Source organism: Salinarimonas chemoclinalis (genome assembly GCF_041514305.1).
Classification (GTDB): Bacteria; Pseudomonadota; Alphaproteobacteria; order Rhizobiales; family Beijerinckiaceae; genus Salinarimonas; species Salinarimonas chemoclinalis.
This window is the reverse complement of record NZ_JBGMWH010000001.1, coordinates 537,474-563,384: the sequence shown is the minus strand read 5'-3', so window position 1 is coordinate 563,384 and position 25,911 is coordinate 537,474. Positions and strand designations below refer to the sequence as shown.

Genomic DNA, 25,911 nt, shown 5'->3' with positions numbered 1-25,911 from the left:
CCGCCTCAGCGCGGCGCCACCGAGGGCGCCTCGGACGCCGAGGGCGCGAACACGCCCTCCCGCAGGAAGCGTCGCAACGCGTCCGCGTCGAACGTCGCCGGCTCCGGGCGCGCATCCCCCGTCGGCGGTTGCGGATTGGGGAGCGCCGGCGGCTCGCGCGCCGCCTCCTCGGCCGCACGCCGCGCCTCGTCCTCCGCGGCCCGGCGCGCTTCCTCCTCCGCGGTCCGCCGCGCTTCTTCCTCCGCGGCGCGGCGCGCCTCTTCCTCGGCCCGCCGACGTGCTTCCTCCTCCGCGAGCCGGCGGCGCTCCTCCTCCTCCGCCGCCTGCCGGGCGCGCTCCTGCGTCAGCGCATCGAGCGAGCGCAGCTCGGCGTCGCGGCGGGCCGCCTCCGCGGCACCGCGCGCGCGGGTCTCCTCGAGGCGCCGGCGCTCGGCCTCGATGCGCCATTCCTCGGCGCGCGTCCGGCGCAACTCCAGCATGCGCGCCTCGTCGATGCGGCGCTGGCGCTCGCTCGCCTCGCGCTCGAAGGCCTCGATGCGGGCGAGCTCGCGCTCGAGGACGATAGCGGCGATGCCGTTGGTGAGAGGCCCGACGTCGATGGTGCGGGCGAGATCGCCGAGCGGTCCGGCGAGGCTCACGCCGATCGTCGGGGCGGGTCCCTCCCAGCCCTGCGGCGCGTCCTCGCCGCGCAGGAAGCCGCGGATCTCGAGCGTCAGCGCCCGCAGGTCGAGCGCGACCGTTCCCTCGAACGCACCGCCCGCCGCACCCGCCGCCTCCGCGCGCACCGGTGAGAGGCCGATCACGCCGGAGATCAGCGTCAGCGGCGCCTCGACGGTCTCGACCCGCAGCGGCCCCTCGTCGAGGGCGGTGGAGACGTAGGTGTCGACCCGCCGGCCCCCGAGCGGATCCTCCTCGGCGAGCGCCCGGTCGAGGCCGCGGCCGATCGCCGTGGAGTCGGCGCCGGGCACGACGACGTCGGCGAGCGTCAGGCGCCCCTCCCCGGCGAGCGCCCCCACCACCTCGGCGATGCTGCCGCCCGCGCCGCCGAAGTCGATCGTGCCCGTGAGCCGGCCGTCGATCGCGAGGTCCGGTGCGAGCCGAGAGAGCGCGAGATCCGCGAGCGAGGCCTCGCCGACGATCGACGCGCGCTCGGCGGCGGGCCGGCCGAGCGTCAGGTCGGCGGCGATGCGCCCGTCGGCGAGCGCGGCTTCGAGCCCGGTGATCGCGATACCGTCGCGCTCGAGCGCGATGTCGAAGCGCGCGTCCTCGGCGACGTAGCCGCGCCCGAGGTCGAGCCGTGGCACGATCACGGTCGCGCTGCCGCGCGAGAGCGGGCGCGCCAGCGCGGCGAAGGCCTCGCGTGACCACGTGGCGGTGCCGCGCCCGAGCACGTCGCCCAGCGCGAAGGCCTCGGCGAGCCAGGGCAGCGACAGGCGTGCGGTGCGAATCTCGGCCCGCGGGGGCGCGCCCGGCGGGAGCGTGGCGTCGATGCGCACGCTCGTCTCGGCGATGCTGCCGCCGGCCTCCAGCAGCGTCTCGACGCCCTCGCGACGGAACGAGGCGCGCAGCGTCGCGGGCACCGGCGTCTCCGTCACGATCCGCCCGCCGAGCAGCGCGAACGCCGGGCGCAGGTCCTGCGCGACGAGATCGACCTCGCCGGAGAGCGGCGCGAAGTCGACGGCGTCGAGCACGAGCGGGCGGCTCGTGTCGAGCCGCAGGCCCGCGGCGTCGGCGGTGACGCGGGCGACGAAACGGTCGGGGCCGCTGCGGCCGAGCGTGAGTGCGACGAGGGCGGGCTCGCCCGCGACCGTCCCGGCCACCGGCGCGACGCCGTCGACGTCGAGCCAGCCGGCGACGTCGTCGGTGGAGAGCTCCAGCTCGAGCCGCTCGGTGCGTCCGTCTAGGGTGAGCCATTGCGCGCTGATCGGCCCGCCGGCTGCGGTACCTTCGATCGCGGTGCGCAGCCCGCGCGCGGCGGCGCCCTGGGCCGCCACGCCCTGCGCGTCGGCGAGCCGCTCGACGGTGAGCGCGACGTCGAGCGCGCCCTCGCGCAGGAAGCGCGGGATGAGGGCCACCGCCTCGCCGAAGGCCACGCGGCCCATGAGCGCGATCAGCGGCTCGGCCTCCACCGCCGCGAGCCGCCCCTCGATGCGCCCGGCCCCGTCCTGCGCGACACGCCCCGACACGGAGACCTCCGCCCCGGCGAGGTCCGAAATCTCGAGCGTCGCGATCTCGATGCCGGTCTCGTCCGAAGCGAGCCTGGCGCGAATGCGTCCCGCGCCCTCGGCCCCCTCGAAACGCACGTCCTCGGCGTCGAGCACCAGCTCGACGTCGAGCGCGCGCGGCAGGTCGGACAGGGCCGAGAGCTGCGGCAGGCGGGCGACGTCGAGCCCGTCCGCGGCGACCTGTGCGGAGATCTTGGGCCGCCCGCCCGGACCCTGCGCGTCCCAGCGCACGGTCCCGGTCAGCGCCGTGTCGCCCGCGGCGAGGCGCAGCGAGGAGAGCGCCACGAGATCCTCGCGCCAGACGACGTCGGCGGCGACGTCGAGGGGCTGCCCGTCGAGGAGGTCGACGAGCGGTCCGTCGACGCCGGAGCGGCGCAGGAAGCGCGCGAGGCGCGCACCGTCCCGGGCGACGAGGCTCGCGCGCCCGTCGGCGCTCGGCGGGCCGTCGCGCCCGATCTCGCCGGAGAAGCGCGCCCGTGCGTCGCCGGGCAGCACGGCGGAGGCGGAGCGCACCAGCAGCCGGTCGCCCGCCGTCGTCAGCGAGACCGCGAGCTCCGAGATCTCCTCCTCGAGCAGCGCCACGCTGTCGGCGGCGAGAACGAGGTCGAGCGGCAGGCCGAACCGCCCGTTCGCGGCGGCGCCGAGCGCCGCGCCGAGCGGGCTGCCGATCACGCGCTCGGCCACGAGCCGGCGCGTCGAGAGGTCGAGCGAGAGGCGCGGATCGTCGAGCGCGACGAACCCCGCGCCCTCCAGCCGCGTGCCGGATCCGGCGTCCCCGGCCTCGATCGACAGCTCCGTCAGCGTGACGCCCCGATCGGCGGTGGCGAAGGTCGTCTCCACCACGAGCGGCGCGGCGTCGGGCTCGGCGGCGGCGGCGACGATCATGCGCCCCTGCCCGCCGAGCGTCGCCGCCCAGAAGCCGCCGCCCGACGGCGCCAGGGCGAGCGCGCCCTGCGCATCGAAGCGCACCGGCCCGTCCTCGCCCGCCTGGAAGCGCATCGCCATCACCCGCTCGGCGTCGAAGCGGCCGGTGACGAGACGGAACGGCAGGTCCTCGGCGACGCCGTCGATCCGGTAGGGGCCGCCCAGCGCGTCCGCCGAGAGCCGCACGTCGGAGACGTCGAGCCAGCGGCGCTCCTCGCCCTCCGGCGAGACCGCGACGACGGCGAGCGTGTCGGCGCGCAGGTCGTCGAAGGCGAAGCGCGCGCCGCCTTCGGTGCCCGGCGCGAAGGCCGCGGGCAGGCGCAGGCCCTCGTCGCCGCGGGTCGGCACGCGGATCGCGGCGGCGGCGGCGCGTCCCGAGGAGAAGCGCACCTCGCCGCGCAGGAGCGGCGCGAGCTCGATTTCCGCGACCACGTCGATCGCCGCGAGCGAGGCCGCGCCCGGCTCGGCCCCGCCGATCGAGAGCCGCCCCACGCTCAGCCGCGGCGAGGGCAGCAGGCGGACGTCGAGCGGCCCCTCGGTGCGGATCGGCGCCCCGGCAGCCCGAGAGAGCGCGCGCTCGACCTCCCCGCGCCGCAGGTCCCAGTCGATCAGGGGCGGCGCGACGAGCGCCGCCGTGAGCAGGACGATGACGAGACCCGCGAGCGCGGTCAGGATGTCACGCAAGACGAAATGACCCTCGTGGCGACCATGCCCGGGTCAGGGAACGAGGACCTTTCCCGGGTTCATGATGTCGTGAGGATCGATCGCACGTTTGATCACGCGCATCAATTCCACGGCGGCCGCGCCGTGCTCGTCCACGAGGAATCGCATCTTGCGCTGCCCGATCCCGTGCTCGCCGGTGCACGTCCCCTCCATCGACAGCGCCCGGGCGATCAGGCGCTCGATGAAGCCGTAGACGCGCGCCACCTCGCCAGGGTCCGCCACGTCGACGAGGGGCAGGACGTGGAAGTTGCCGTCGCCGACGTGGCCGAGGATCGTCGCGACGAGCCCGGTCTCCTCGATGTCCGCCACCGTCTCCTCGACGCAATCGGCGAGCCGCGAGATCGGCACGCAGATGTCGGTGGAGACGCCCTTGGCGCCGGGCCGGCGGGCGAGCGCCGCCCAGTAGGCGTCGTGGCGCGCCTGCCAGAGGCGCGTGCGGCTCTGCGCCTCCGTCGCCCAGGCGAAGGTGCCGCCGCCGCACTCGCGCGCGATCTCGCCGAAGCGCTCGGCCTGCTCGCGCACGCCCGCCTCGCTGCCGTGGAACTCGACGAAGAGCGTGGGCGCCTCCTCGAGCGTCAGCTTCGAGTAGGCGTTGCAGGCGGCGACCTGGCCGGCGTCGAGCAGCTCGATGCGCGCGACCGGGATGCCGGATTGGATCGTCAGGATCGTGGCCTCGCAGGCGGCGCGCACCGAGGGGAACGGGCAGGCGCCGCCCGAGATCGCCTCGGGGATACCCTGGAGCCGCAGCGTGATCTCCGTCGTGATCCCGAGCGTCCCCTCCGAGCCGACGAGGAGCCGCGTGAGGTCGTAGCCGGCGCTCGACTTGCGCGCGCGGCTCGCGGTATGGACGATCTCGCCGCTCGGCAGGACGGCGGTGAGCGCCACCACGTTCTCGCGCATCGTGCCGTAGCGCACGGCGTTCGTGCCCGACGCGCGGCAGGCGACCATGCCGCCGAGCGAGGCGTCGTAGCCCGGGTCGATCGGGAAGAAGAGGCCCTGGTCGCGCAGGTGGGCGTTGAGGCGCGTGCGGGTGACGCCGGGCTCGACGACGCAGTCGAGATCCTCCGCGTTGACCCGCAGCACCCGGTCCATCCGCGAGAGATCGACGCACACGCCGCCGTAGGGCGCGTTGACGTGGCCCTCCAGCGAGGAGCCCGTGCCGAAGGGAATGACGGGTACGCGGTGCTCGGCGCACAGGCGCACGATCGCCGCGACCTCCTCGGTGGTCTGCGCGTAGACGACGGCATCCGGCGGCTCGGGAGGGACCCAGGTGACGGTGGCCGCGTGCTGGGCGCGCACCGCCTCGGCGGTGGAGAGCCGATCGCCGAAACGGGGCCGCAGGCCCTCGAGGACGGCCTCGAGCGCCTGCGGGTCGGGCCTCTTGCGGAGCGGGCGGGCGGGTGCGTTCATGGACGTCCTCGGAGGGCGTGCGAGCGTTGCGGAACACGTGTGAATGGCACGCGGAGCGACTGGAGATTAGCAGAGGGCGGAAGCGGGCGGCATCCGTAGGCGAACGGGCTCGCGCGAGCCGTCCCGAAGCCGCCTAAACCGATTTTTGCCCGCCGCACGGGCTGGACGATCGCTCGTTTGTTGGGCAACTTGATCGGAACGATGCCAGAGAGGCTCCCGTGGCCGAGCATGCGCCGACCCCGATCTTCTTCTTCGCGCCGTTCGTCTCCTCGACGATGCGCGTCGAGGAGGCGTGGATCGACTACAACGGCCACATGAACCTCGCCTATTACCACGTCCTCTTCGACCGTGCGCTGGACGAGGCCTTCGGCGTGGTGGGGCTGGGGCCGGACTACGTCGCCGAGAGCCGTGCGTCCTACTTCGCGGCGGAGGCGCACGTGCTCTATCGCCGCGAACTCGTCGCCGACGATCCCGTGCGGGTGACGGTCCAGCTCCTCGACAGCGACGAGAAGCGCTTCCACGTCTATCTCGAGGTCCGCCACGCCCGCGAGGGCTGGACGGCGGCGACGTGCGAGATCCTCTCGCTGCACGTCGACATGACCACGAAGCGCGTGACACCCTTCCCGGACGCGATCCGCGACAACCTGGAAGTGATGCGGGCCGCCCACGCCCGTCTGCCTCGGCCCGACGCGGTGGGACGCAGGATCGGCATCCCGCGCGACGAGCCGGAGCGCGCGACGGGCACGCGGCACTGACGCTTCGGCATGCGGATCGTCGCTCAGCCGACGACGTAGCCGATGCCTCCGAGCAGCACGCGGCCGGCCGCGAGGCTCCAGAAGCCGGCGATGCAGGTGGCGATCATCACGAAGGGGATCGGGCGGCGCTCGAAGCGGCGGCCGCGCAACGTGTTGCGCAGGATGATGAAGGGAGCCGAGAAGGCCAGCATCGGCAGGCTCGCCAGCGCCACGACCCCGCCGCGCTCGAGCAGCGAGAAGCTGGCACGACGGTGGGTCACCAGCTCGAAGGCGCTCGCGAGCAGCCCGGCGAAGGCGAAGCCCACGACGAGCGCGTTCAGGCTGGACACGGTCCAGGGATCGAGACCCACATCGACACTCATGAGCGGCTCCGGCGCGCGACCCCTCCCGAGCCGGCACGGCGATCCTGCACGAGGCTTTACTCCTCGTTAAGCACGAATGGCGAAAAGGGTTAACGTCGCGCCCGCCGCAGGAGAGCCGAGATGCGGTCTTCAGCCCATGCCGCCGCACCCGGCGCCGCACCGCTCGCGCCAGCACCGATCCGCTGGCGCGGGATCGGCCTGCCGGCGGCCTGTCTCGCGCTCGGGCTGTGCGCGGCGCTCCTCGCCCTGGCGCTGTGGTCGCGGTCGCTGATCGCGCGGGACGCCCCCTCCCCCGGCGCCATGGTCGCGCTCGAACTCGCCGATCGACCGCTCGTGCTGCCCCGCGATTGGCTGATCGCGCCGCGGACCCCGGGCGCGACCGAGCGGGTCGCGATCGAGGCGCCCCTCGACGCGCTGCTCGGGGTCGCTCTGGATGAGGCCGTCGGTCCACGGATCGGCGTCACGCTGGTTCCCGCCGACGACGCGCCGGCGCCGTCGGAGCGGCCGGCGCAGCTCTACAATCGCTTCCTGGAACCCGGCGCGGAGGCGACGCGGGACGGGCTCATCCGCCGCGTCTTCGCGCAGGGCTCGCCCTACGAGGGCGAGACGCTGCACCTCGCGCCGCCCCAGGGCCGCGCCTTCGCCGCGCGCTGCCTCGACGGCGCGGCGGCGGCGGGCGTCCGCCTGCCCTGCCTCGCCGAGATCCGCCGCGGCGGCCTGGACGCGCAGGTGCGCCTGCCGGCTGCGGCGCTCTCGGACTGGCCGCGAATCGTCGCCGCCGTGGAACGGCTCGCCACCGTGCCGGGTCAGTAGAGCCGGCCGCCGATCGGCACGTTCCGCGAGGGCTCGATCAGCACGACCTCGCCGTCGGCGTCCGGTACGCCGAGCGTGAGGACCTGCGACATGAACTTGCCGATCTGGCGCGGCGGGAAGTTCACCACCGCCAGCACGAGCCGCCCCTCGAGCTCGTCGAGCGCGTAGTTGCGCGTGATCTGCGCCGAGGAGCGACGCGTGCCGATCTGCGGCCCGAAGTCGATGGTCAGCTTGTAGGCGGGCTTGCGCGCCTCGGGGAACGGCTCCGCCGCGACGATCCGGCCGACGCGGACGTCGACCTTAAGGAAGTCGTCGAAGGTGATCTGCGGCGTGTCCATGGCGGGAGGCTCCGAGCGTTGCTGTCGCGCTCTGCTTACCGCCGGACGCACCGCCCGTCACCCGGCACCATCACGCTCCTCCCCGTCGGGGGAGGTGGATCGGCGCGCAGCGACGAGACGGCGGGGGGCGCCGGCAGGCGCTTCGGCGACAGCCGAAGTCCGACATCCGTCGAGCCACGGGACCCCGCCCCTGATCCGCTCTCGCGGATCGTCCCCGCCCCGAAGGGGCGGGAGCGTCTCACTCCGCCGCGTGCTGGGCGTGCATCCCCTCGCCGCGGGCGACGATCTTGTTGAGCGCCGCGAGGTAGGCCTTGGCGGAGGCGACGAGCGTGTCCGGGTCGGCGCCGCGGCCGGTGACCGTGCGGCCGCCGGAATTCAGCCGCACCGACACCTCGGCCTGCGCGTCCGTGCCCTCGGTCACCGCGTGGACCTGGTAGAGCTCGAGCGTCGCCTCGTGCGGCTGGAGCGCGTGGATGGCGTTGAAGACGGCGTCCACCGGCCCGTTGCCGTCGGCCTCCTCGGTGACGACGCGGCCCTCGATCTCGAGCTTCATCGTCGCGCGCTGCGGCCCGCGGGTGCCGGCGATGACCGAGAGCGACACGAGCTTGATGCGGTCGTGCGCGGTGGCGAGCCGCTCGTCGACGAGCGCCTCGATGTCCTCGTCGTAGACGTGCTTCTTGCGGTCGGCGAGCGCCTTGAAGCGGTCGAAGGCGTCCTGCAGCTCGTTGTCGGAGACCTTGTAGCCCAATTCCGCCAGCTTCGAGCGGAAGGCGTTGCGACCCGAATGCTTGCCCATCACCAGCGAGGTCTTGGTGACGCCGACCGACTCGGGCGTCATGATCTCGTAGGTCTGGGTGTGCTTGAGCATGCCGTCCTGGTGGATGCCGCTCTCGTGGGCGAAGGCGTTGCGGCCGACGATGGCCTTGTTGTACTGAACCGGGAAGTTGGTCGCGCCCGCCACCACCTTCGAGGCGCGGGTCAGCATCGTCGCGTCGATGCCCGTGTCGTAGGGGAAGACGTCGGCGCGGGTCTTCATCGCCATGACGATCTCCTCGAGCGCGGCGTTGCCCGCGCGCTCGCCGATGCCGTTGATCGTGCACTCGATCTGCCGCGCGCCGCCGCTCACGCCGGCGAGCGAGTTCGCCACCGCCATGCCGAGATCGTTGTGGCAGTGCACCGAGAAGATCGCCTTGTCGGCGTTCGGCACGCGGTTGCGGACCGTCTCGAACAGCGCGCGGTACTCCTCCGGCGTGGTGTAGCCCACCGTGTCGGGGATGTTGATCGTCGTCGCGCCGGCGTTGATCGCCGCCTCGACGCAGCGGCACAGGAAGTCCATCTCCGTGCGCGTGCCGTCCTCGGCCGACCACTCGACGTCCTCGACGAGGTTCCTCGCGCGCGTCACCTGGTCGATGACGAGCGCCAGCACCGCGTCGGGCTCCTTCTGGAGCTTGTACTTCATGTGGACGGGCGAAGTGGAGATGAAGGTGTGGATGCGCGGGCGCACCGCGTGCCGTACCGCCTCGCCGGCGCGCTCGATGTCCTTGGGGTTGGCGCGCGACAGGCCGGCGACGACGGCGCGCTTCACCCGGCGCGAGATCTCGGAGACGGCCTCGAAATCGCCGATCGAGGCGATGGGGAAGCCCGCCTCGATGATGTCGACGCCCATGTCGTCGAGCATCTCGGCGATCTCGAGCTTCTCCTCGAGGGTCATGGTGGCGCCGGGGCACTGCTCGCCGTCGCGCAGGGTGGTGTCGAAGATCAGGACGCGGTTGGTGTCGGTCGACATGGTCTTGCTCCGGTATCGGATCGGGATCGCGGCGGCCGCTCGCGGCGCCGGGTCGGGTCTCGATCTCCCCTGAAGGCCCAGGCGCGCGCCCGGACGGCCCTCAGGGGCTGATAAGGAGCAGGAGGCCGAGGGAAAGCGCGCGCGCCCGCACGCCGGAAGCCGGCGCGGCCAGGATGCTGCTGCGATGGGAGCCGGCCAGGGCCACGGCTCACTCCTCGTTCGATCGGCGCCGCTTCGCGCGGCGGTATAGCACTTGTACCGGAGCCGAGGCGAGGCGGCAAGCCCGCGTGAGCGGCGGAGCGCTTCGCCCACGCACCCCGATCGGCTAGGCTCTGCGCACGATTCGCGTCCGCTCGTAACGGAGAGATCCCGCCATGCCGGTGCCGATGCCCCCGCCGCTTCCGATCCTCGCCGCGCTGGCCGTGCTCGGCCTCGCCGCCTGCACCCAGACCGGCGCCCCCACCGTCGCCGGCGGCCCCGCCGTCGCCGTGGCGAGCCTCGACCTGCCGGGGTCGTCCGCCTGCGCGCAGGAGATCCGCGCCTTCCGGGCGCTGCTCGACCGCGACAACGAGACCGGCTTCGTCGGCCCCACCGTCTATCGCGACGCGACGCGCGATCTCGCCGGCCCGGCCGAGACCTGCCGCGCCGGGAACGACGCCGCGGCGCGCGCCCAGCTGCGCGCGGTCAAGACGCGCTTCGGCTACCCGGCCTGAGACGCCACGCGCTGGAGGAACACCTCCATGAAGCGCGGCGTGCGCGCCGGGTCGAGCTCGCCCGGCCCGCGCACCACGCGCACGTCGGCGAGCTCCGGGTCGGGATCGGCGGCGATCCGGGCGCGGACGGACGCCGCGAGGGCATCGGCGTCCTCGGGCGCCTCCATCCGGCGCAGGAGCGCCATCGTGCCACCGTCGCGCACCACCATCCAGCCGTCGGCGCGCACGCGCCCGGGCGCGATGCCGGTCTCCTCCTCGAGCTCGCGCAGGGCCGAGCCGGCGAGGTCGACGCTGCCGTCGGGACGCACGTCCTCCATGTCGGGCGTCCCGCCGGGGAAGTAGAGGCGCCCGGCATTGGCCGTGTGGCCGCCCATCTCGCCGACGAGGAAGCCGCCGCAGCGCCCGCGCAGGGCGGCGAGCGCGAAGGCGTTCACCACCTCCTCGTGCGCGAACCCCGTGCTCTTGGCCCACAGCAGCGTCGCATAGTCGACCGGAAACCAGGTACCGCGCAGCACGTCGCCCGCGATGGCGACGTCGCGCGCCATCAACACCCGGCCGTTGAACAGGCGCGGCTGCGCGGCGACGCGCGTCGCCCAGTGGGCCTCGATCTCGGCGCGCGCGGCCTCGGCGCGCTCCCAGCGCGCGTGCGGGTCGAACCGCGCCTCGATGCGCGAGACCTCGGCGACGACGACGACGCCGTCGGCGTCCGCCGTCATGCGAACAGCTCGCCGCGCGCGATCACGACGGCGGAGCCGCCGATCTCGCCCGAGGCGAGCGCGCCGCTCTCGACGGCGAGCTGGAGCGAGATCAGGCTCGGGCGGCCCATCTCGATGCCCTGCTCGATGGTGACGTCGTGGGTGCCGTCGCCCATCGGCTCGTGCTGCATCAGCGCGCCGGCGAAGGCGGCGGCGGCGGAGCCGGTCGCGGGGTCCTCCCGCACGCCGTCGCCGAGCCCGAGCGCGAGCATGCGCGCGCGGAAGGCCAGCCTCCCCGCGCCCGGTCGGGGGGCGTAGGCGTAGACCGCGCCGTGCGCGTCCTGCCCGAACACCGCGGGGAAGGTCGGCTCCGCCCGCAGCTTCGCGAGCGCGTCGAGCGAGCGCAGCGGCACGAAGGTGAAGGCGTTGCCGGCGTCGTGGCGGCTCGGTGCGTGCCGGTCGAAGCCGATGTCGTCCGGATCGAGGCCGAGCGCCATCGCGCAATCCGCCGGGTTCGGGTCGTGCTCGCCCACCGGCATCGGCAGCTTCGGCAGCCGAAAGCGCGCGTGCCCGCTGCGCGGCCCGTCTATCCGGGCGACGCAGGGGACGACGCCGACCCGCTCCTCGAGCCCGAAGGCCTGCGCGTCCGCGCCGCCCGAACCGTGCTCGAGGGCGAGCAGCACCGCCGAGCCGACGGTCGGGTGGCCGGCGAAGGGCAGCTCGCGGGCGGGCGTGAAGATGCGCAGCCGCGCGCGGTGGCGGCCGTCCTCCGGCGGCAGGACGAAGACCGTCTCGGAGAGGTTGAACTCGCGGGCGATGCGCTGCATGGCGTCGCCCTCGAGCCCCTGCGCGTCCAACACGACGGCGAGCGGGTTGCCCTCGAGGGCGGTCTCGGTGAAGACGTCGAGGACGGCGTAGCGGCGGGACATGCGATACCTCGTGGGCGCGGGCTGCCGGGCGAGTGGGCGCGCGGGAGTTCGATTTCGTGGATCAGGCGGCGGCGGGAGGCAAGTCGATCTCGACGACGACGGGGCAATGGTCGCTCGCCCGCGGCCGTTCCCAGCCGATGCGCGGGTAGCGGTCGGCGCGGGTGGCGAGATGGCCGATCGAGCGATCCGGGTGGGCGGGGTCGAGGGGGACGCGATAGGGCAAGCCGCGGCGCAGGATCTCGACGCGCGCCCCCGGGTTCGCCGCCGCGAGCGCCGGCGAGAGCAGGACGACGTCGAGCTGGACGTGGCGCTCTGCGACGACGCGCCCGTCGGACGTCTCGCGGTGGTAGTAGGTCCAGCGTTCGTCTTCGGGCAGGGAGCGCGCCGGGTCGACGGCGAAATCCTCGGTGAGCGGCTCGATGCCGGTGTCGTCGACGTGGACGATCCTCCCACCGGGCAGAACGGCCCGGCGGGAGGCGTTGAGGTCTCCCGCGATGATCCAGTGCGCCGCGCGCCAGCCGGCGCCGAAGCGCCGCTCGACGATCGCGCGGATCGCCCGCGCCTCGGCCCGGCGCAGGACGGAGCCGGCGTCGCGCGGCCCCCAACCGGTCGACTTCAGATGGCAGACGAAGAGCGTCAGCGTCGTGTTCTCGAACTCCAGGGACAGCTCCAGGCAATCCCGGTTGAACACCTTCGAACCCTGCGGAATGCCCATGGCCTCCAGCGCCGGATCGTACACCCCGAGATCGGCGAAGGTGGCGTCCTTCCAGGAGCGCGCGGTCACCCGCGTCTCGTCGGCGAGCAGGCCCTTGCGGGCGCAGAAGGCGACGTCGATGCCGCGCGGGTCGTTGCCGGGCTCGAGCCGCATGTGGCCGTAGCGGATGTCGGAGACGGCGTGCACGTAGTTCGCGATGAACGGCGCGAGCACGCCGAGCCCGTCGACCTCCTGCAGGCAGAGGATGTCCGCGCGGGTCTCGGCGATGGCGAGCGCGGTGGCCTGGCGCTCGTCGTCCTCGAGCGCGACGGCGGTCGCGGCCTGGATGTGCTCGCGCATCCGCGGGTCGGCGAAGTCGAACAGCGACAGCGCCGGCCCCGTCTGCGGCCGCGCCTTCGGGCCGTAGGCGTTGCGCGAGACGAGGTTCTCGACGTTGAAGGTGGCGATCCGCAGCCGCATGGCGACGTCACGCCGGCTCGACGGGGAAGCGGCGCGTCGGGTTCACGAACTCGTCCTGCGCGGCCACCGTGAGGATCTCCCGCGAGCCGGCGTCCTGGGTGCGCTTCAGGAGCCCGAACACCGACGCGCCCGCCTCCGCGAGCGCCGTCTCGGCGGAGCCGGAACGGGCCCAGTGCACGAAGAACAGGGCGGCGATGGCGTCGCCCGCGCCGTTCACCGAGACCGAGAGCATCGGCGTGCGCAGCCGCCAGAAGCGCCCGCCCTCCCCCGCCAGCATGTCGATGCAGCCCTCGGGCGTGTCGTCGACGTGGAGCGAGGTGACGAGCACGACCCGCGGCCCGCGCGCCTGCACCGCGGCGATCGCCGCCTTGGCGTCGGCGAGCGTGCGCGTCTCGCGCCCCGCCAGGAAGTCGAGTTCGAACTGGTTGGGCGTGACGACGTCGGCGGCGGGCACCGCGTGGTCGCGCATGAATTCCGGGATGCCCGGGCGCACGAAGACGCCGCGGCCGACGTCGCCGATGACGGGATCGCAGCAGTAGAGCGCATCGGGGTTCGCCGCGCGCACCCGCGCCACGGCGGCGAGGATCGCCGTGCCGATGTCCGCCGAGCCCATGTAGCCGGAGAGCACGCCGTCGCAGCGCGGCAGGACGCCGCGCTCGGCGATGCCCTCGACGAGCTCCTCGATCGCGGGCCCGTCGAAGACGCGGCCCTTCCAGGCGCCGTAGCCCGTGTGGTTCGAGAACTGCACCGTGTGGATCGGCCAGACCTCGCAGCCGAGCCGCTGCATCGGGAACACCGCCGAGGCGTTGCCGACGTGGCCGTAGGCGACGTGGGACTGGATCGAGAGGATGTTCATGGCGCGCTCCGGCTAGATCGACGGGTGGCCATGATACGACGAGCCCGCGGGGCGCGCACGCCCCGCGGGCCGCATGGCAGCCGTTCCTCACGCGGCGACGACGTCGCCGACGAGGCCCGGGATGGTGAAATCGGCGTCGCTCGACGATTGCCGCCGGCCGCTGAGTATCTCGCGCCAGACCTCCACGGGCACGACGATGTCGCGGCCGTTGGCGGCATCGCCCGCCTGCGCCCGGCCCAGGGCCTCGTCGCGCAGGGCCTGGGCCTCGGCCTCGGTGTAGGGCGCGTCTCGCCCGGGCGCGATCTGCAGGACCCAGTCCGGGTTCTGCTCGTTGAGGAGCTCCACCATCGGCGCCTGAGCGAGCCGGGGGAAGCTCCCCGCGTCGAAGGGGCGCCCCGTCAGGTCCTCGACCGCGCTCACGAGATCGAACAACGTCGCGGAATTGATCGGCGCCTTGATGCTCGGGAACTCGCTCAGGGTGTGGGCGGTGTCGAAGCGCCCGTTCCACAGGTCGACGGCCCGGCGCCCGGCGTCGACCTCCCGGTTCACCTCGGTCGTGTTGCGGGAGATCTCGTTCCCCTGGAGGAGGTCGATCTGGAAGGTCAGCGTCGTGACCTGGCCGGCGATCGCATCGACGCGGTCCTGGAGCCGGTTGCGGGCATCGACGAGCTGCTGGCGGGCGGCGGCGTCGAATCCGTCGGGGAGCGCGTCGAGCGTGTCCTGGATCTGGCGCTGCGCGGCCCCGAGTTCGCCCACGAAGGACCGATAGGCCTCGAGCGCGACCCGCAGCTGCGCGACGGAGGGGTTTGTCCCGATGTCCGCGGCCGGCCCGGGTCCGCGCGCGAGCAGGTCGCCGACCCGCTCGATCTGGCTCGTGACGATCGCGGTCTCCGCGCTGGCCTGGGCCGAGCTCTGGTCGCGCGTCTCGGCGAGCTGCGAGTCGCGCTGGGCGTTGATGATCCCGAGCGCGGCGTCGCCGTGCATGGCGATGTTCACCTGGATCATGTGCGCGGCGGTGGTGATCTGCTGGGCGGTGCCCAGCCCGCCGATGCCCAGCAGGCCCTGGACGTCGGCGACGCCGATCGTCGAGGGGTTGGTGAGCCGCCGGGCGAAATCGGCGAGCGCCTCGCTGCCGATCAGCACGCCCACCTCCGCCTGGAGCACGGCCATGTTGCCGACCATGACCTCCACCGCCTGCTGTGCGCGGGCCTGCTTCCACTCCTGGATCTCGCCGATCGCCGCCTGGTACTCCGCCTCGTCGGTGAAGTCGCGGGGCGTGCCGTCGGGATCGCGCAGCAGCTCGTCCATGTTCGGGTAGCCGGCGCTGAGCACGGCGTTGACGCCCGCGAGCACGTGCTCGTCGACCATCGTGTCGCCGACCTCGGGCATGTCGCGGCCCTGTGTCAGGAAGCTGCGCACGTTCTCGGGGAAGAGGTTCGCGAAGCCGAGGAAGGCCCAGGTGCCCACCCCCAGGAGCGCCGTGCCGACCGCGACCGCGAAGGGCAGGTTGCGCGCGGCGGCGGGGTTCTCGAGCAGCTGGTTGACCTTCTGCGCCAGGTTCGGCGTCGTCGTCGCGAGCCGCTGCTGGAGCTGCGAGATCGAGACGCCGTTCTGGTAGGCGGCCTTCCAGCTCTGGACGAGCCGCTCGACGGCCTGTTGCGAGAAGCCCTTGCCCTCCAGGTTGAACCGCGCGTCGCGCTCGAACTGGTTCCAGTCCGGGTCGTCCTCGTCGCCCGGGCCGCCGGTGCCGACGACGGGCCCGTTGCCGTTGCCGCCGTCGATGCCGCCGTCGTCGCCGCCGGCGGCGGGGGTCTCCTCCTCGTCCTCGCCGGCGCTCGAGGGCGGCAGCGGACGGCCGTCGGCACCGTAGAGCACGACGTCGTCGCCCTGGCCGGGCGACGTGGTCGCCGCCGGCGGGGCGAGGCCGAGATCGGCGAGACCGCCCATGCGGTAGAGGTTGCGCGCGACGGCCTCGGCCTCGTCCGAGGAGGCGGGGTTGCGGGTCGTGCCGTCGTCGTTCTCCACGAGGATGCGGGTGAGCAACTCCCCGGCCGTGTCCGCGATGCCGTACGCGCCGGCCTCCGGCCCGCCGACCAGACGCACCGTCGCCCCGTCGCCGAGGTCGATCGTGCGCGACGGCGGCGTCATGCCGGGGATCACGCCGTCGAGCCAGGCGGTCTCGATCATGCCCGCCGCCTCGGCGAGCGAGCCCGCCTCGAAGCGCCCGCCGTAGCTGCCGTCGGGCAGGATCAGGCCGTAGTCGCCATGCGACCCCGTGATGTTGAGCCTCTGGCCGCCGAGCGTCAGCGGGTTGTCCTGGGACGGGAAACCCGGGATCTGGTCGGTGAAGTAGGCCGCGTGCGCCGCCTCCGCGGCCTCGGCGAGGGTGCGCCCGGGCAGCTGGTAGATCAGCTCGCCGGCGGGATCGCGCAGGCCGTAGGTGCCGTTGTTGCCGACGATCGAGAAGCGCTGGTTGGCGATCGTGAGCGGGCTCTCCGAGGGGGTCGGCCCGGGGATCTGCCCGGCGAGCCAGGCGCCCTTGAGGATGTCGCGCGCCTGGTCGAGGCTCGAGGCCCGGATCGGCGCCTGGAAGCCGTAGTCCGCGTTGGTGACGCGGAAGCCCTCCGACGTGTTCTCGATCGTGTAGGCCGAGCCGCCCAGCGTGAGGCGCGCGCTGCCGTTGACGGTGGGCTCCGGCGGCGCCTGGGGGACGATCACCGGCGGCGTGTAGGACACCGTCGGCGGCGCCTCGGCCCGGCCGGTCGGCGCGGGCGGGCCGAGCAGCTCGCCGCCGCCGCTCGCCCCCATGTTGGCGACCCGCTGGAAGAGCGTGTTCATGCTGCGCGAGAACGTGTCCTCGCCGATCGTGCCGTCCTCGAGCAGGCGATACAGGTCGGCGGCGCCGTGGACGAAGCGGGTGCGCTGGTCGGGCGTCCAGTCGCGGCCCATGCCCTCGGCGTCCCAGCCCATGGCCAGGGTGGCCTGCTGCGCGTCCTGCCAGTCGCGCAGCGTGACGCTGCGGCCGATCTGGCCGAGGTCCTTGGCGAGGTTGAGATCGCCCTCCGAGGTCAGGTAGCGCCCGGCGACGAAGGCGAGCCCCAGCCGCGCGAAATTGCCGAGCATCTGCGTCGCCCGCGCGCCGAGCCCCGCGGGCGGCGGCGGCGGCGGGCTCACCGACGGGAGGTTGAACGCGCGCTCCAGAACCTGCCGCGCCGCCTCGACGCCCGCGTCCGGCGCGATCACCTGCGCCACCACCACGCCGCTCGCCAGCGTGAAGCCGGTCGTGGTGCCGTGGCTCGTGGGGGTCGTGCCGCTGCCGCCGAGGGGGTTGTTCACCGAGTCGACCATCATCATTCCTCCGGTTTTCTCTACGCCGAAGGAATTTAAGATGAATAATCCATGCGTTCAACATATTTTGAATGCGTTCAAATTATCCATAGATGGAATACATATTCTCAAGGTTGTCCCGACTGCAATCGGGGGCGGCGCTCCGCACCGCCCCCGAGCCGCGTCATGGATGGAAGGGCTCATAGATGGCCGGGTTGTCCCAATTCACGTCGTCGCCGGTCAGCCCGGGAACCGCCGGCGTGATCCGCGGCACCTGATTCGTGGAGAACTGGAGCGCAGGATCGACCTCGAAGAGCGGGAAGGGCTGCAAGCCGCCCCCGAGCCCGCCGTTCTGGCCGAAGCCGAGCTGCGTACGCAGGTCCGGCGTGTAGAGCTGCAGCTCGTTGTAGAAGTTCGCCGACCACCAGGTGTCGCCCTGCGTGTAGCGCAGGAAGTCGCCGCCCAGCCCGATCTCGAGGAACCCCGTCTCGCGGGCGCGGGCGTAGCCGCCGGTGGGCGAGGAGCCCGCCGTCGGCGCCGTCGCGTCGATGCGCACGCGATCGCGGTTGCCCGTGACGAGGTAGAGCCGCGCGTTGGCGACCACCAGCCGTGCGTCGTTGAAGGGCGAGTCCGGGTCGGTGAGGTCGCGCACCTGCGACGGGTTGATGTCGATCGCCGAGGCGTTCGCGCTGATGCCGGTGAGCACGTTGGTGTTCTGCTGGCGCAGGCCGAGCTGGGCGCCGGTGCCGCCGGGCGGCTGGAGGCCGAGCCGCACCGTCGTGATCGTGTCGGTCTGCGTGCGGTAGAAGAAGTTGGTGTTGAGCCCCAGCGTCAGGTTCTGCCCCTCCGGCGGGCCGAAGCTCAAGCCGGCCCGGAAGGCGAAGGACCACGGCTGCGAGTTGTCGGCGAGCTGACCGTAAATCGTCGCGTCGCGCAGCGGCTCGGAGCGGAAGGGCGGGCGGATCTCGACGTCGAGCGTGTCGACCGTCCCGTCGGGGCGGGTATACTGCTCCTGTACGAAGACCTGGCTCGACGGGTTGCCGGCCGCCTGCTGGGCGTCGCGCAGGGCGAGGAAGAGGTCCTCGGGCACGCGGCGGAAATGCTCGATCGTGCCGTCGGGGTTCGTCAGCTCGAGCAGGTTGCCGCTCATGTTGTAGAGGCGGTCGCCCAGGTTGATGCCGGCGACGGCGTTCGTGTAGTTCGCCTCGAGGTAGGCGAGCGGGTCGGCCTGGAGCTTCGCCAGCTCGTCGGCGGCGTTCGCCGGCGTGACCGCCGGACCGGTGCGCTGCTCCTGGATGCCGCCGTAGAAGAGCGCTCCGCCCGCGGCGCCGAGACCATTGGTGATCGCGAGCGCCTTGCCGACGGTGGAAATCGTCGTGGAGAGCAGCTGGCGGAACTGCTGGGCGCGCTCGATGGCGTTGCCGCGCAGCGCGTTCCAGTTCTCGGCGCTCTTGCGCAACCACTGCTGGAAGGCGTTGAGCTCCTCCGGGGTCGGCTCCTCGTCGTCGTTGTTCGTGCCGTCGGGACCGCCCGTGCGCGGCGGTCCGCCCGGGCCGTTCGTGCCGTCGCCGCCGCCGGTCTCGCCGGCGGGCGGGAGCAGCGGCGCGTCCGGCGGCACCGCCGGGGGCAGCAGCGGCTGCGAGGACACCGGCGGCGGGGCAGGCGCCGGATCGGGTGCGGGCGTAGTCGTAGGAGCCGGCGCGGGCTCGGGGTCGGTCTCCCACGGGTCGGGGATCGGCGGGTAGGTCGCGTCCGGCGCGCTCGGCTCGAGGCCGAAGGGCGCGAGGGCGCCGCGCGCGAACAGGTCGCGGGCGATGGAGGCGGCCTCGTCGAAGGAGAAGGGATGCCGGTCCCCGCCGTGCGCGCCCGGCGCGCGCAGGCGCAGGAGCAGCTCCCCGTCGGGACCCACGAGCCCGTACGGCCCGCTTCCGCCCGGCCCCATGATGCGCACCTCGAGCCCGGGCTCGAGCCCGATCGTCAGGCGGTTCGGAGGCAGGCCGGGAATGCGGCCGTCGAGGTAGAGCGTCTCGATCTGCGCGACCGCGTCCGAGAGGCTGCCCGCGCGCACGCGCCCGGCATAGTCGCCATTGGGCAGGAGGAGCCCGAAGTCGCCGTGGGAACCGACGATGTCGAGCCGATGGCCGCCGATCGTCAGCGGGTTCGACTGGGGCGGGAAGCCGGGGATGTCGCCGCCGAGATAGGCCGCCCGCGCGGCTTCCGCCGCTTCCGCGAGGGTGCGCCCGGGCAGCTGGTAGATCAGCTCGCCGGCGGGATCGCGCAGGCCGTAGGTGCCGTTGTTGCCGACGATCGAGAAGCGCTGGTTGGCGATCGTGAGCGGGCTCTCCGAGGGCGTCGGGCCCGGGATCTGCCCGGCGAGCCAGGCGCTCTTGAGGATGTCGCGCGCCTGGTCGAGGCTCGAGGCCCGGATCTGCGCCTGGAAGCCGTAGTCCGCGTTGGTGACGCGGAAGCCCTCCGACGTGTTCTCGATCGTGTAGGCCGAGCCGCCCAGCGTGAGGCGCGCGCTGCCGTTGACGGTGGGCTCCGGCGGCGCCTGCGGGATGGCCACCGGCGGCGTGTAGGACACCGTCGGCGGCGCCTCGGCGCGGCCGGCGGGCGCGGGCGGGCCGAGCAGCTCGCCGCCGCCGCTCGCCCCCATGTTGGCGACCCGCTGGAAGAGCGTGTTCATGCTGCGCGAGAACGTGTCCTCGCCGATCGTGCCGTCTTCGAGCAGGCGATACAGGTCGGCGGCGCCGTGGACGAAGCGGGTGCGCTGGTCGGGCGTCCAGTCGCGGCCCATGCCCTCGGCGTCCCAGCCCATGGCCCGGGTGGCCTGCTGCGCGTCCTGCCAGTCGCGCAGCGTGACGCTGCGGCCGATCTGGCCGAGGTCCTTGGCGAGGTTGAGATCGCCCTCCGAGGTCAGGTAGCGCCCGGCGACGAAGGCGAGCCCCAGCCGCGCGAAATTGCCGAGCATCTGCGTCGCCCGCGCGCCGAGCCCCGCGGGCGGCGGCGGCGGCGGGCTCACCGACGGCAGGCCGAAGGCGCGCTCCAGAACCTGCCGCGCCGCCTCCACGCCCGCGTCCGGCGCGATCACCTGCGCCACCACCACGCCGCTCGCCAGCGTGAAGCCGGAATTGTTGCCGAGAGCGCCGCCGGCCGGCGGCAGATTGGTCTCGACGCCACGATCCCCCGTGATCCCGACCATGGCCCTTCTCCTGCGTATAACCATGAATTCGATTATATGATTTGAACAAAGATCCAAATCCGTCAAGCATGCTTCATGCGCATCTTGCGTCATACTTTAGGCGTAGACGCCCCCGCTCCTCGAATGCGAGAGGCCCCCGCCGTCCTCGCGGACGACGGGGGCCTCTCGATGTCTGCCGATGCAGCCGGGATGGCGACCCTCCTGGCCGCCGATCGGGAGCCGCGCTCAGTTCTTCGCCTTGTCGACGAGCGCCTTCTCCTTGATCCACGGCATCATCTCGCGCAGCCGCGCGCCGACCTCCTCGATCGGATGCGAGGCGTTGCGGGCGCGGATCGCCTTGAACGAGGTCTGGCCGACCTTGTTCTCGAGCATCCAGTCGCGGGTGAACTTGCCGGTCTGGATGTCGTCGAGCACCCGCTTCATCTCCGCCTTGGTCTCGGGGGTGATGATCCGCGGCCCGGTGACGTACTCGCCGTACTCGGCCGTGTTGGAGATCGAGTAGTTCATGTTGGCGATGCCGCCCTCGTACATGAGGTCGACGATCAGCTTCACCTCGTGCAGGCACTCGAAATAGGCCATCTCCGGCGAGTAGCCCGCCTCGGTCAGCGTCTCGAAGCCGGCGCGGATCAGCTCGACGAGGCCGCCGCAGAGCACGACCTGCTCGCCGAAGAGGTCGGTCTCGCACTCCTCCTGGAAGGTCGTCTCGATGATGCCGGCGCGCCCGCCGCCGACGGCGGAGGCGTAGGAGAGGCCGAGATCGTGGGCGTTGCCCGACGCGTCCTGCGCGATGGCGATGAGGCAGGGCACGCCGCCGCCGCGGACGTACTCGGAGCGCACGGTGTGGCCGGGGCCCTTCGGCGCCACCATCAGCACGTCGAGGTCGGCGCGCGGGGTGATCAGGTTGAAGTGGACGTTGAGGCCGTGGGCGAACATCAGGGCGGCGCCCTGCTTCATGTTGGCGTCGAGGTGCTCGGCGTAGATATCCGCCTGGAGCTCGTCGGGCGTGAGCATCATCACGACGTCGGCCCAGCGCGCCGCATCGGCGACGCTCATGACCTTCAGGCCCGCCGCCTCGGCCTTGCGGGCGGAGGACGAGCCCTCGCGCAGGCCGATCGCGACCTCGCCGACGCCCGAATCCTTCATGTTCAGCGCATGGGCGTGGCCCTGGCTCCCGTAGCCGATGACGGCGACCTTCTTGCCCTTGATCAGGTTGATGTCGGCGTCGCGATCGTAATACACGCGCATGGTCTCGTTTCCCTTCTCACGCGGGGGCGCGCCCCCGTCTTCCCATCGATCGGGGCTCGCCCCGCCCGCTCGCGTTTCGTTGCGCCCGCCGGCCGTTCCGCGCAACATCGCTGCGCGCTCGCGCTCGCTTGTAGCGGGGATGGCGGCGTACGCAAGGGAGCCCGCCGCGAAAATCGCCGCGACGCCCGCGCGCGGCGGCCCGCGCGACGTGTCACCGATGGCGTGTTATCGATCGGCGCGACCGGGCGCAATCGGCAGATCGGGAGAGCGGACATGAGCGAGACGGTGGGGTACGGCGAGATCGTCGCCTTCTGGGAGGCCGCGGGTCCCCAGAAGTGGTTCTCGAAGGACGAGGCCTTCGATGCGCAGATCCGAGACCGCTTCGGCGCGACGCACCAGGCGGCGGCGGCGGGCCGGCTCGACGAGTGGGAGCTCCTGCCGGAGGGCTCGCTCGCGCTGCTCATCCTGCTCGACCAGTTCCCGCGCAACATGTTCCGCGGCACCAAGGACGTCTACCGCACGGACGCGCAGGCGGTGCTGATCGCCGAGCGGGCGATCGAGCGCGGACACCATCGCGCCTTCCCACCGCCGATGTGCCGCTTCTTCTTCCTGCCGTTCCAGCACGCCGAGGACCTCACCCTCCAGGACCGGTCGGTTGCGCTCAACGAGGAGATCGACGACGCGGACGGGGTGAAGTGGGCGCGCCACCACCGCGACATCGTCGCCCGCTTCGGCCGCTTCCCCCACCGCAACGCGATCCTCGGCCGGGAGACGACGCCAGAGGAGGCGGCGTTCCTGGCGGAGAGCGACTTCAGGGGGTGAGGCTCAAGTCTGCGAGCGCTCGACCCACTTGTGCACGACCGGCGGCGTCCAGGCCGCGAAGGCGTCGAGCAGCGCGCCGGGTTCCTCGGCGCGCAGCAGCATGCCCCGGTGCGCCTCGCGCATGAAGCCCTGCGCCACCACGTGGTCGAGGAAGCGCCCGAGAAGGTCGTAGAAGCCCGCGACGTCGAGGAGGCCCACGGGCTTGGCGTGGGTGCCGAGCTGCGCCCAGGTCCAGATCTCGAACAGCTCCTCGAGCGTGCCCACGCCGCCGGGCAGAGCGACGAACCCGTCCGAGAGATCCGCCATCCGGCTCTTGCGCGCGTGCATGCTCTCGACGACGTGCAGCTCGGCGAGGCCGCGATGCGCGATCTCCTTGTCGACGAGCATCTGCGGGATGACGCCGACCACCTCGCCGCCGCGGGCGAGCACGGTATCCGCCACGACCGCCATGAGGCCCACCGAGGCGCCGCCGTAGACGAGCCCGATGCCCCGCGCGGCGAGCGTCTCGCCGAGCGAGACCGCGGCGGCGCGATAGGCCGGATCGTTGCCCGGATTCGAGCCACAGAAGACGCAGATACGGGTCATGACGCGGACCTCCGATGGCGGACGAGGCTTCCTAGCGCCCGGAGCGGGCGTTGTCACCCGCCGATCTCACGACGTGAGCGAGCGGGTCTCGCGCTTGGACTTGGCGATGAGCATCAGGTTGCGCATGTAGATGAAGGATCCCAGCGCCTGCCCGATGATGAAGACCGGGTCCTGCCGGTAGACGGCGTAGCCGAGCAGGATGAACCCGCCGCCCAGCGAGAAGAACCAGAACGAGATCGGCACGACGCTCTTGCCCGCCCGCTCGCTCGCGATCCATTGCACGACGAAGCGGGCGGTGAACAGCAGCTGGCCGAGCAGGCCGATCAGCACGACCGTGTCGAAGCTGTCGATGAAGATCGTGTGCAGGCGCCCGCCCAGATCGTCGATCAGGTTGGCGATCATCGAGGAGGTCCTTCCGAGATGGGGGACCGCGCGGCGCCCGCGCGGGCTGCGTGATCCGACGGGACCGTCTCGCGCGCGTCCGCCACGCGCCGACGGCGGCGGATCAGCCACCACACGCCCGCGAGATCGAGGATGCCGACGAAGAGCCGGTCGAGCATGCCGTACTTGGACGTGCCCGCCAGGCGCGGGCGGTCCTTCACGTCGACGTGCACCACCGAGAAGCCCTCGCGCGCGACGAGGGCGGGCATGAAGCGGTGGAGCGCGTCGAAATAGGGGAGCATCAGGTAGACGTCGCGGCGCACGACCTTGAGCCCGCAACCCGTGTCGCGGGTGGCGTCGGCGAGCACGCGCCGGCGCACGCCGTTGGCGATGCGCGACTGGAAGGCCTTGAAGCGGCCCTTGCGGCTCGTGCGCTGGCCGGCGGCGAGGCCGCAGCCGGGGCCGGCGGCCTCGAGCGCCGTGACGAGGTCGGGGATGAAGGCCGGATCGTTCTGGCCGTCGCCGTCGATCGTCGCGACGAGCGGCGCGCGGGCGGCGCGGACGCCGGAGCGCACCGCGGCGCTCTGGCCGCAGCTCTGCGCGTGGCGGACGACGCGAAGGTGCGGGCGCGTCGCCTGCGCGGCGGCGAGCTCGGCGGGGGTCGCGTCGGTCGAGCCGTCGTCGACGTACAGGATCTCGAAGGCGCCCAGCGGCGCGCAGGCGGTCTCGATCTCCGCGACGAGCGGCAGGATGTTGCCGGCCTCGTTCTTCACCGGCACGACGACGGAGAGAACCGGCGCGGGCGCGGGCGCGCGATCGGCCGGGGCCGCGCTGGAGGGACCGCTCATCGCGCCCCCTCCCCGGCGAGGGTGTAGACGCCGATGCCCATCGGGTCTCCGCCGTTGATGTTGAAGCCGAGCACCCGCTCGGCCTGGACCGCGGCGAGCCCGGCCTGCGCCAGCGCCTGGCCGAAGCCGACCTCGAACGCCTCCGTCACGAGCACGACGTGGCAATCGCCGTCGCCGAGGAAGCGCGCCGCGGCGACGGGCCCGTCGAGCATCGCGAGGTCCGTGCCGGCGAGGAAGACGAGGCTCGGCTCGCGATAGCCCAGCGTCCCAACGCGCGGGTCGGGGCAGGAGGTGGCGCGCTCCGCCGCGGCCGCGAGGCTCGGCGAGAGCTTCAGCGCCGAGAGGTCCTTCTGCGCGAGGCCGAACACCGCGATCGACAGCACCACGGCGGAGGCGACGCCCGCGAGCGCGGAGTCCTCGACCCGCGCCTTCGCCCAAAGCCGCCAGGCGACGAGCCCGATCGCCGCGGCGACGGCGAGCGCGACGAGGGCGGGGACGCCGAGCCGATCGCCCAGCGTCCAGGCGGCGATCGGCAGGCCGACGAGGAGGCCGACGGGGACGAGCGCGAGCAGGAAGCCGAAGAGCCGAAAGCGGCGCCGGTAGGGTCCGACGAAGCCGCGGCCGATGCCCAGCGCCGCCGCGATCGCCAGCGCCGGGTAGAGCGGCATCGTGTAGTGCGGCAGCTTCGTGGGCACGAGTTCCAGCACGATCCAGGCGGGGACGACCCAGGCGACGAGGAAGGCCGCCTCGCGGGCGCGCCGGTTGATCCAGGCGAATTCCGCGCCGATCGCGGCCATCAGCGCGCCGGGCCAGAAGGTGGCGAAGAAGGCGAGGAGATAGAAGCCCGGTGGCGCCCAATGGTAGGTCTGCGCGGTGCCGACCTTGCCGAGCAGGTCCTGCCCCGCCGAGGCGGCGAAGAAGTCCGCCCCCGAGCGCAGCGCGATCATCACGAACCAGGGTGCCGCGATGGCGAGCGCGAGCGCGACACCGGGCAGCGGGCGCAGCGCGCCGAGCCAGCGCGCCGAGCGCTCGTGGAGGGAGAGCATGATCGCCGGCAGGCCCGCGAACAGGAGCACGAGCGGCCCCTTCACCAGCACCCCGACGCCGATCCCGATCCAGAAGGCGAGGAAGACGGCCGTCGGCAGCCGCACCGCCCCCCGCGCCAGCCAGGCGCGGGCGAGCGCGCCCATCGTCGCCACGCAGCAGGCGAGGAGCATCGCGTCGGTCTTCGCGAGCCGAGCCTCGACCATGAGGATCACGCTCGCGCCCACGAGCGCCGCGGCGAGGAAGGCCTCGCGCCGCCGCGCGAGCGCGAGCGCGGCCCAGTAGGTGAGCAGCGTCGCCGCGATCGCGCCGAGCAGGGATGGCACGCGATAGGCCGCGATGGTGGTGCGCGCCTCCGCGAGCCCGAGCGCGTCCGCGGCGGAGACCGTGGCGGCCTGCATCCAGTAGATGCCGACCGGCTTCTTGTGACGGGCCTCCTCCTGGAAGCGGATGTCGACGAAATCGCCGGTCTCCAGCATCTGCTTCGTCGCCTGCGCGTAGCGCGGCTCGTCGCGGTCCATCGGCTGGAGCGAGACGAAGCCGGGCAAGAAGCAGGCGAGGCAGACGAGCACGAGGAGGAACGCCGCGCGCCCGTGGCCGCCTTCCGCGAAGGCGAGAACGCGCCCCCCGAACGTCCCGCGATCGGGCCTGGCAAAGCTTCCGTCCCTGTTCAGGGAGAGTGTCGTCATCGAGCGGCTCCGGCGGCGCGGGTCATCTCCGCAATCCGGGTGCGAATGTCAAATGCGGCGAGGGC

20 protein-coding genes are annotated in these 25,911 nt (G+C 72.9%); 4 read left to right on the top strand and 16 right to left on the bottom strand.

Annotation, left to right across the window (positions count from 1 at the left end; all coding sequences use genetic code 11):
* Nucleotides 1-5: 5 nt before the first annotated feature.
* Both AB9M23_RS02535 and AB9M23_RS02530 read right to left on the bottom strand, forming a co-directional pair.
* Nucleotides 6-3,833 carry a hypothetical protein gene (locus AB9M23_RS02535; RefSeq protein ID WP_372422194.1) on the bottom strand — a complete coding sequence of 1,276 codons (3,828 nt, stop codon included), beginning with the start codon at nt 3,831-3,833 and terminating at the stop codon, nt 6-8.
* Between the two features lie 33 nt (nt 3,834-3,866).
* Nucleotides 3,867-5,282, bottom strand: a complete 1,416-nt coding sequence (locus AB9M23_RS02530; protein WP_372422193.1) for an FAD-binding oxidoreductase — start codon at nt 5,280-5,282, stop codon at nt 3,867-3,869.
* A 218-nt stretch (nt 5,283-5,500) separates the two neighbouring features.
* Here AB9M23_RS02530 and AB9M23_RS02525 point away from each other — a divergent pair, with 218 nt between their 5' ends.
* Nucleotides 5,501-6,037, top strand: a complete 537-nt coding sequence (locus tag AB9M23_RS02525; RefSeq protein ID WP_372422192.1) for a thioesterase family protein — start codon at nt 5,501-5,503, stop codon at nt 6,035-6,037.
* A 23-nt stretch (nt 6,038-6,060) separates the two neighbouring features.
* Here the strand turns inward: AB9M23_RS02525 and AB9M23_RS02520 are convergent, their stop codons facing one another.
* On the bottom strand, nt 6,061-6,387 hold the full coding sequence (locus tag AB9M23_RS02520) for a DUF6949 family protein (protein WP_372422620.1): 327 nt from the start codon (nt 6,385-6,387) through the stop codon (nt 6,061-6,063).
* A 132-nt stretch (nt 6,388-6,519) separates the two neighbouring features.
* On the opposite strand from AB9M23_RS02520, the gene AB9M23_RS02515 reads away from it, so the two are divergent.
* Nucleotides 6,520-7,212: a hypothetical protein gene (locus AB9M23_RS02515; RefSeq protein ID WP_372422191.1), complete on the top strand. Its 693-nt coding sequence runs from the start codon at nt 6,520-6,522 to the stop codon at nt 7,210-7,212.
* On the opposite strand, the gene AB9M23_RS02510 is transcribed toward AB9M23_RS02515, so the two are convergent.
* Both AB9M23_RS02510 and AB9M23_RS02505 read right to left on the bottom strand, forming a co-directional pair.
* Entirely contained in the window at nt 7,206-7,550 is a 345-nt protein-coding gene (locus AB9M23_RS02510; RefSeq protein ID WP_372422190.1) for a tRNA-binding protein, read from the bottom strand. The two genes, AB9M23_RS02515 and AB9M23_RS02510, sit on opposite strands and share 7 nt — an antisense overlap.
* 238 nt (nt 7,551-7,788) lie before the next feature.
* On the bottom strand, nt 7,789-9,336 hold the full coding sequence (locus tag AB9M23_RS02505) for a 2-isopropylmalate synthase (protein ID WP_372422189.1): 1,548 nt from the start codon (nt 9,334-9,336) through the stop codon (nt 7,789-7,791).
* 374 nt (nt 9,337-9,710) lie between these two features.
* Between AB9M23_RS02505 and AB9M23_RS02500 the strand changes: the two genes are divergently transcribed.
* A complete protein-coding gene (locus AB9M23_RS02500) occupies nt 9,711-10,049 on the top strand; it encodes a hypothetical protein (RefSeq protein WP_372422188.1) in 339 nt (112 codons plus the stop codon).
* Here the strand turns inward: AB9M23_RS02500 and AB9M23_RS02495 are convergent.
* From AB9M23_RS02495 to ilvC, 7 genes are all read right to left on the bottom strand, one after another.
* Nucleotides 10,037-10,765, bottom strand: coding sequence for an NUDIX hydrolase (locus AB9M23_RS02495; protein ID WP_372422187.1), 729 nt, complete (start codon nt 10,763-10,765; stop codon nt 10,037-10,039). The two genes, AB9M23_RS02500 and AB9M23_RS02495, sit on opposite strands and share 13 nt — an antisense overlap.
* Entirely contained in the window at nt 10,762-11,673 is a 912-nt protein-coding gene (locus AB9M23_RS02490) for a PhzF family phenazine biosynthesis protein (RefSeq protein ID WP_372422186.1), read from the bottom strand. The genes AB9M23_RS02495 and AB9M23_RS02490 overlap by 4 nt, the downstream gene beginning before the upstream one ends.
* A 61-nt stretch (nt 11,674-11,734) precedes the next feature.
* Nucleotides 11,735-12,847: an endonuclease/exonuclease/phosphatase family protein gene (locus AB9M23_RS02485; protein ID WP_372422185.1), complete on the bottom strand. Its 1,113-nt coding sequence runs from the start codon at nt 12,845-12,847 to the stop codon at nt 11,735-11,737.
* Nucleotides 12,848-12,854: 7 nt separating this feature from the next.
* Nucleotides 12,855-13,703 (bottom strand): pyridoxal kinase PdxY, encoded by an 849-nt coding sequence (pdxY, locus tag AB9M23_RS02480; protein ID WP_372422184.1) that lies wholly within the window; start codon nt 13,701-13,703, stop codon nt 12,855-12,857.
* A gap of 87 nt (nt 13,704-13,790) precedes the next feature.
* Nucleotides 13,791-17,057, bottom strand: coding sequence for a hypothetical protein (locus AB9M23_RS02475; RefSeq protein WP_372422183.1), 3,267 nt, complete (start codon nt 17,055-17,057; stop codon nt 13,791-13,793).
* A gap of 157 nt (nt 17,058-17,214) precedes the next feature.
* A complete protein-coding gene (locus tag AB9M23_RS02470) occupies nt 17,215-20,232 on the bottom strand; it encodes a hypothetical protein (RefSeq protein ID WP_372422182.1) in 3,018 nt (1,005 codons plus the stop codon).
* A 225-nt stretch (nt 20,233-20,457) separates the two neighbouring features.
* Nucleotides 20,458-21,477, bottom strand: coding sequence for a ketol-acid reductoisomerase (ilvC, locus tag AB9M23_RS02465; RefSeq protein WP_372422181.1), 1,020 nt, complete (start codon nt 21,475-21,477; stop codon nt 20,458-20,460).
* A 273-nt stretch (nt 21,478-21,750) separates the two neighbouring features.
* Between ilvC and AB9M23_RS02460 the strand changes: the two genes are divergently transcribed.
* Nucleotides 21,751-22,299: a DUF924 family protein gene (locus AB9M23_RS02460; protein WP_372422180.1), complete on the top strand. Its 549-nt coding sequence runs from the start codon at nt 21,751-21,753 to the stop codon at nt 22,297-22,299.
* A gap of 3 nt (nt 22,300-22,302) precedes the next feature.
* Here the strand turns inward: AB9M23_RS02460 and AB9M23_RS02455 are convergent, their stop codons facing one another.
* The 4 genes from AB9M23_RS02455 to AB9M23_RS02440 all read right to left on the bottom strand — a co-directional run bounded on the left by AB9M23_RS02455 (nt 22,303) and on the right by AB9M23_RS02440 (nt 25,846).
* Entirely contained in the window at nt 22,303-22,884 is a 582-nt protein-coding gene (locus AB9M23_RS02455; protein WP_372422179.1) for an LOG family protein, read from the bottom strand.
* Between the two features lie 66 nt (nt 22,885-22,950).
* Nucleotides 22,951-23,286 carry a lipid-A-disaccharide synthase N-terminal domain-containing protein gene (locus AB9M23_RS02450; RefSeq protein WP_372422178.1) on the bottom strand — a complete coding sequence of 112 codons (336 nt, stop codon included), beginning with the start codon at nt 23,284-23,286 and terminating at the stop codon, nt 22,951-22,953.
* Nucleotides 23,283-24,113 (bottom strand): glycosyltransferase family 2 protein, encoded by an 831-nt coding sequence (locus AB9M23_RS02445; protein WP_372422177.1) that lies wholly within the window; start codon nt 24,111-24,113, stop codon nt 23,283-23,285. Before AB9M23_RS02445 ends, AB9M23_RS02450 begins: the two co-directional genes overlap by 4 nt.
* Entirely contained in the window at nt 24,110-25,846 is a 1,737-nt protein-coding gene (locus tag AB9M23_RS02440; protein ID WP_372422176.1) for an ArnT family glycosyltransferase, read from the bottom strand. The genes AB9M23_RS02445 and AB9M23_RS02440 overlap by 4 nt, the downstream gene beginning before the upstream one ends.
* Nucleotides 25,847-25,911 lie beyond the last annotated feature (65 nt).

What these genes read in the sequence shown, in the direction of transcription:
- AB9M23_RS02530 (WP_372422193.1), bottom strand. Translation starts at nt 5,282, where the DNA reads ATGAACGCACCCGCCCGCCCGCTCCGCAAGAGGCCCGACCCGCAGGCG.
- AB9M23_RS02515 (WP_372422191.1), top strand. Translation starts at nt 6,520, where the DNA reads ATGCGGTCTTCAGCCCATGCCGCCGCACCCGGCGCCGCACCGCTCGCG.
- AB9M23_RS02510 (WP_372422190.1), bottom strand. Translation starts at nt 7,550, where the DNA reads ATGGACACGCCGCAGATCACCTTCGACGACTTCCTTAAGGTCGACGTC.
- AB9M23_RS02505 (WP_372422189.1), bottom strand. Translation starts at nt 9,336, where the DNA reads ATGTCGACCGACACCAACCGCGTCCTGATCTTCGACACCACCCTGCGC.
- AB9M23_RS02500 (WP_372422188.1), top strand. Translation starts at nt 9,711, where the DNA reads ATGCCGGTGCCGATGCCCCCGCCGCTTCCGATCCTCGCCGCGCTGGCC.
- AB9M23_RS02495 (WP_372422187.1), bottom strand. Translation starts at nt 10,765, where the DNA reads ATGACGGCGGACGCCGACGGCGTCGTCGTCGTCGCCGAGGTCTCGCGC.
- AB9M23_RS02490 (WP_372422186.1), bottom strand. Translation starts at nt 11,673, where the DNA reads ATGTCCCGCCGCTACGCCGTCCTCGACGTCTTCACCGAGACCGCCCTC.
- AB9M23_RS02485 (WP_372422185.1), bottom strand. Translation starts at nt 12,847, where the DNA reads ATGCGGCTGCGGATCGCCACCTTCAACGTCGAGAACCTCGTCTCGCGC.
- pdxY (WP_372422184.1), bottom strand. Translation starts at nt 13,703, where the DNA reads ATGAACATCCTCTCGATCCAGTCCCACGTCGCCTACGGCCACGTCGGC.
- AB9M23_RS02475 (WP_372422183.1), bottom strand. Translation starts at nt 17,057, where the DNA reads ATGATGATGGTCGACTCGGTGAACAACCCCCTCGGCGGCAGCGGCACG.
- AB9M23_RS02470 (WP_372422182.1), bottom strand. Translation starts at nt 20,232, where the DNA reads ATGGTCGGGATCACGGGGGATCGTGGCGTCGAGACCAATCTGCCGCCG.
- ilvC (WP_372422181.1), bottom strand. Translation starts at nt 21,477, where the DNA reads ATGCGCGTGTATTACGATCGCGACGCCGACATCAACCTGATCAAGGGC.
- AB9M23_RS02460 (WP_372422180.1), top strand. Translation starts at nt 21,751, where the DNA reads ATGAGCGAGACGGTGGGGTACGGCGAGATCGTCGCCTTCTGGGAGGCC.
- AB9M23_RS02455 (WP_372422179.1), bottom strand. Translation starts at nt 22,884, where the DNA reads ATGACCCGTATCTGCGTCTTCTGTGGCTCGAATCCGGGCAACGATCCG.
- AB9M23_RS02450 (WP_372422178.1), bottom strand. Translation starts at nt 23,286, where the DNA reads ATGATCGCCAACCTGATCGACGATCTGGGCGGGCGCCTGCACACGATC.
- AB9M23_RS02445 (WP_372422177.1), bottom strand. Translation starts at nt 24,113, where the DNA reads ATGAGCGGTCCCTCCAGCGCGGCCCCGGCCGATCGCGCGCCCGCGCCC.
- AB9M23_RS02440 (WP_372422176.1), bottom strand. Translation starts at nt 25,846, where the DNA reads ATGACGACACTCTCCCTGAACAGGGACGGAAGCTTTGCCAGGCCCGAT.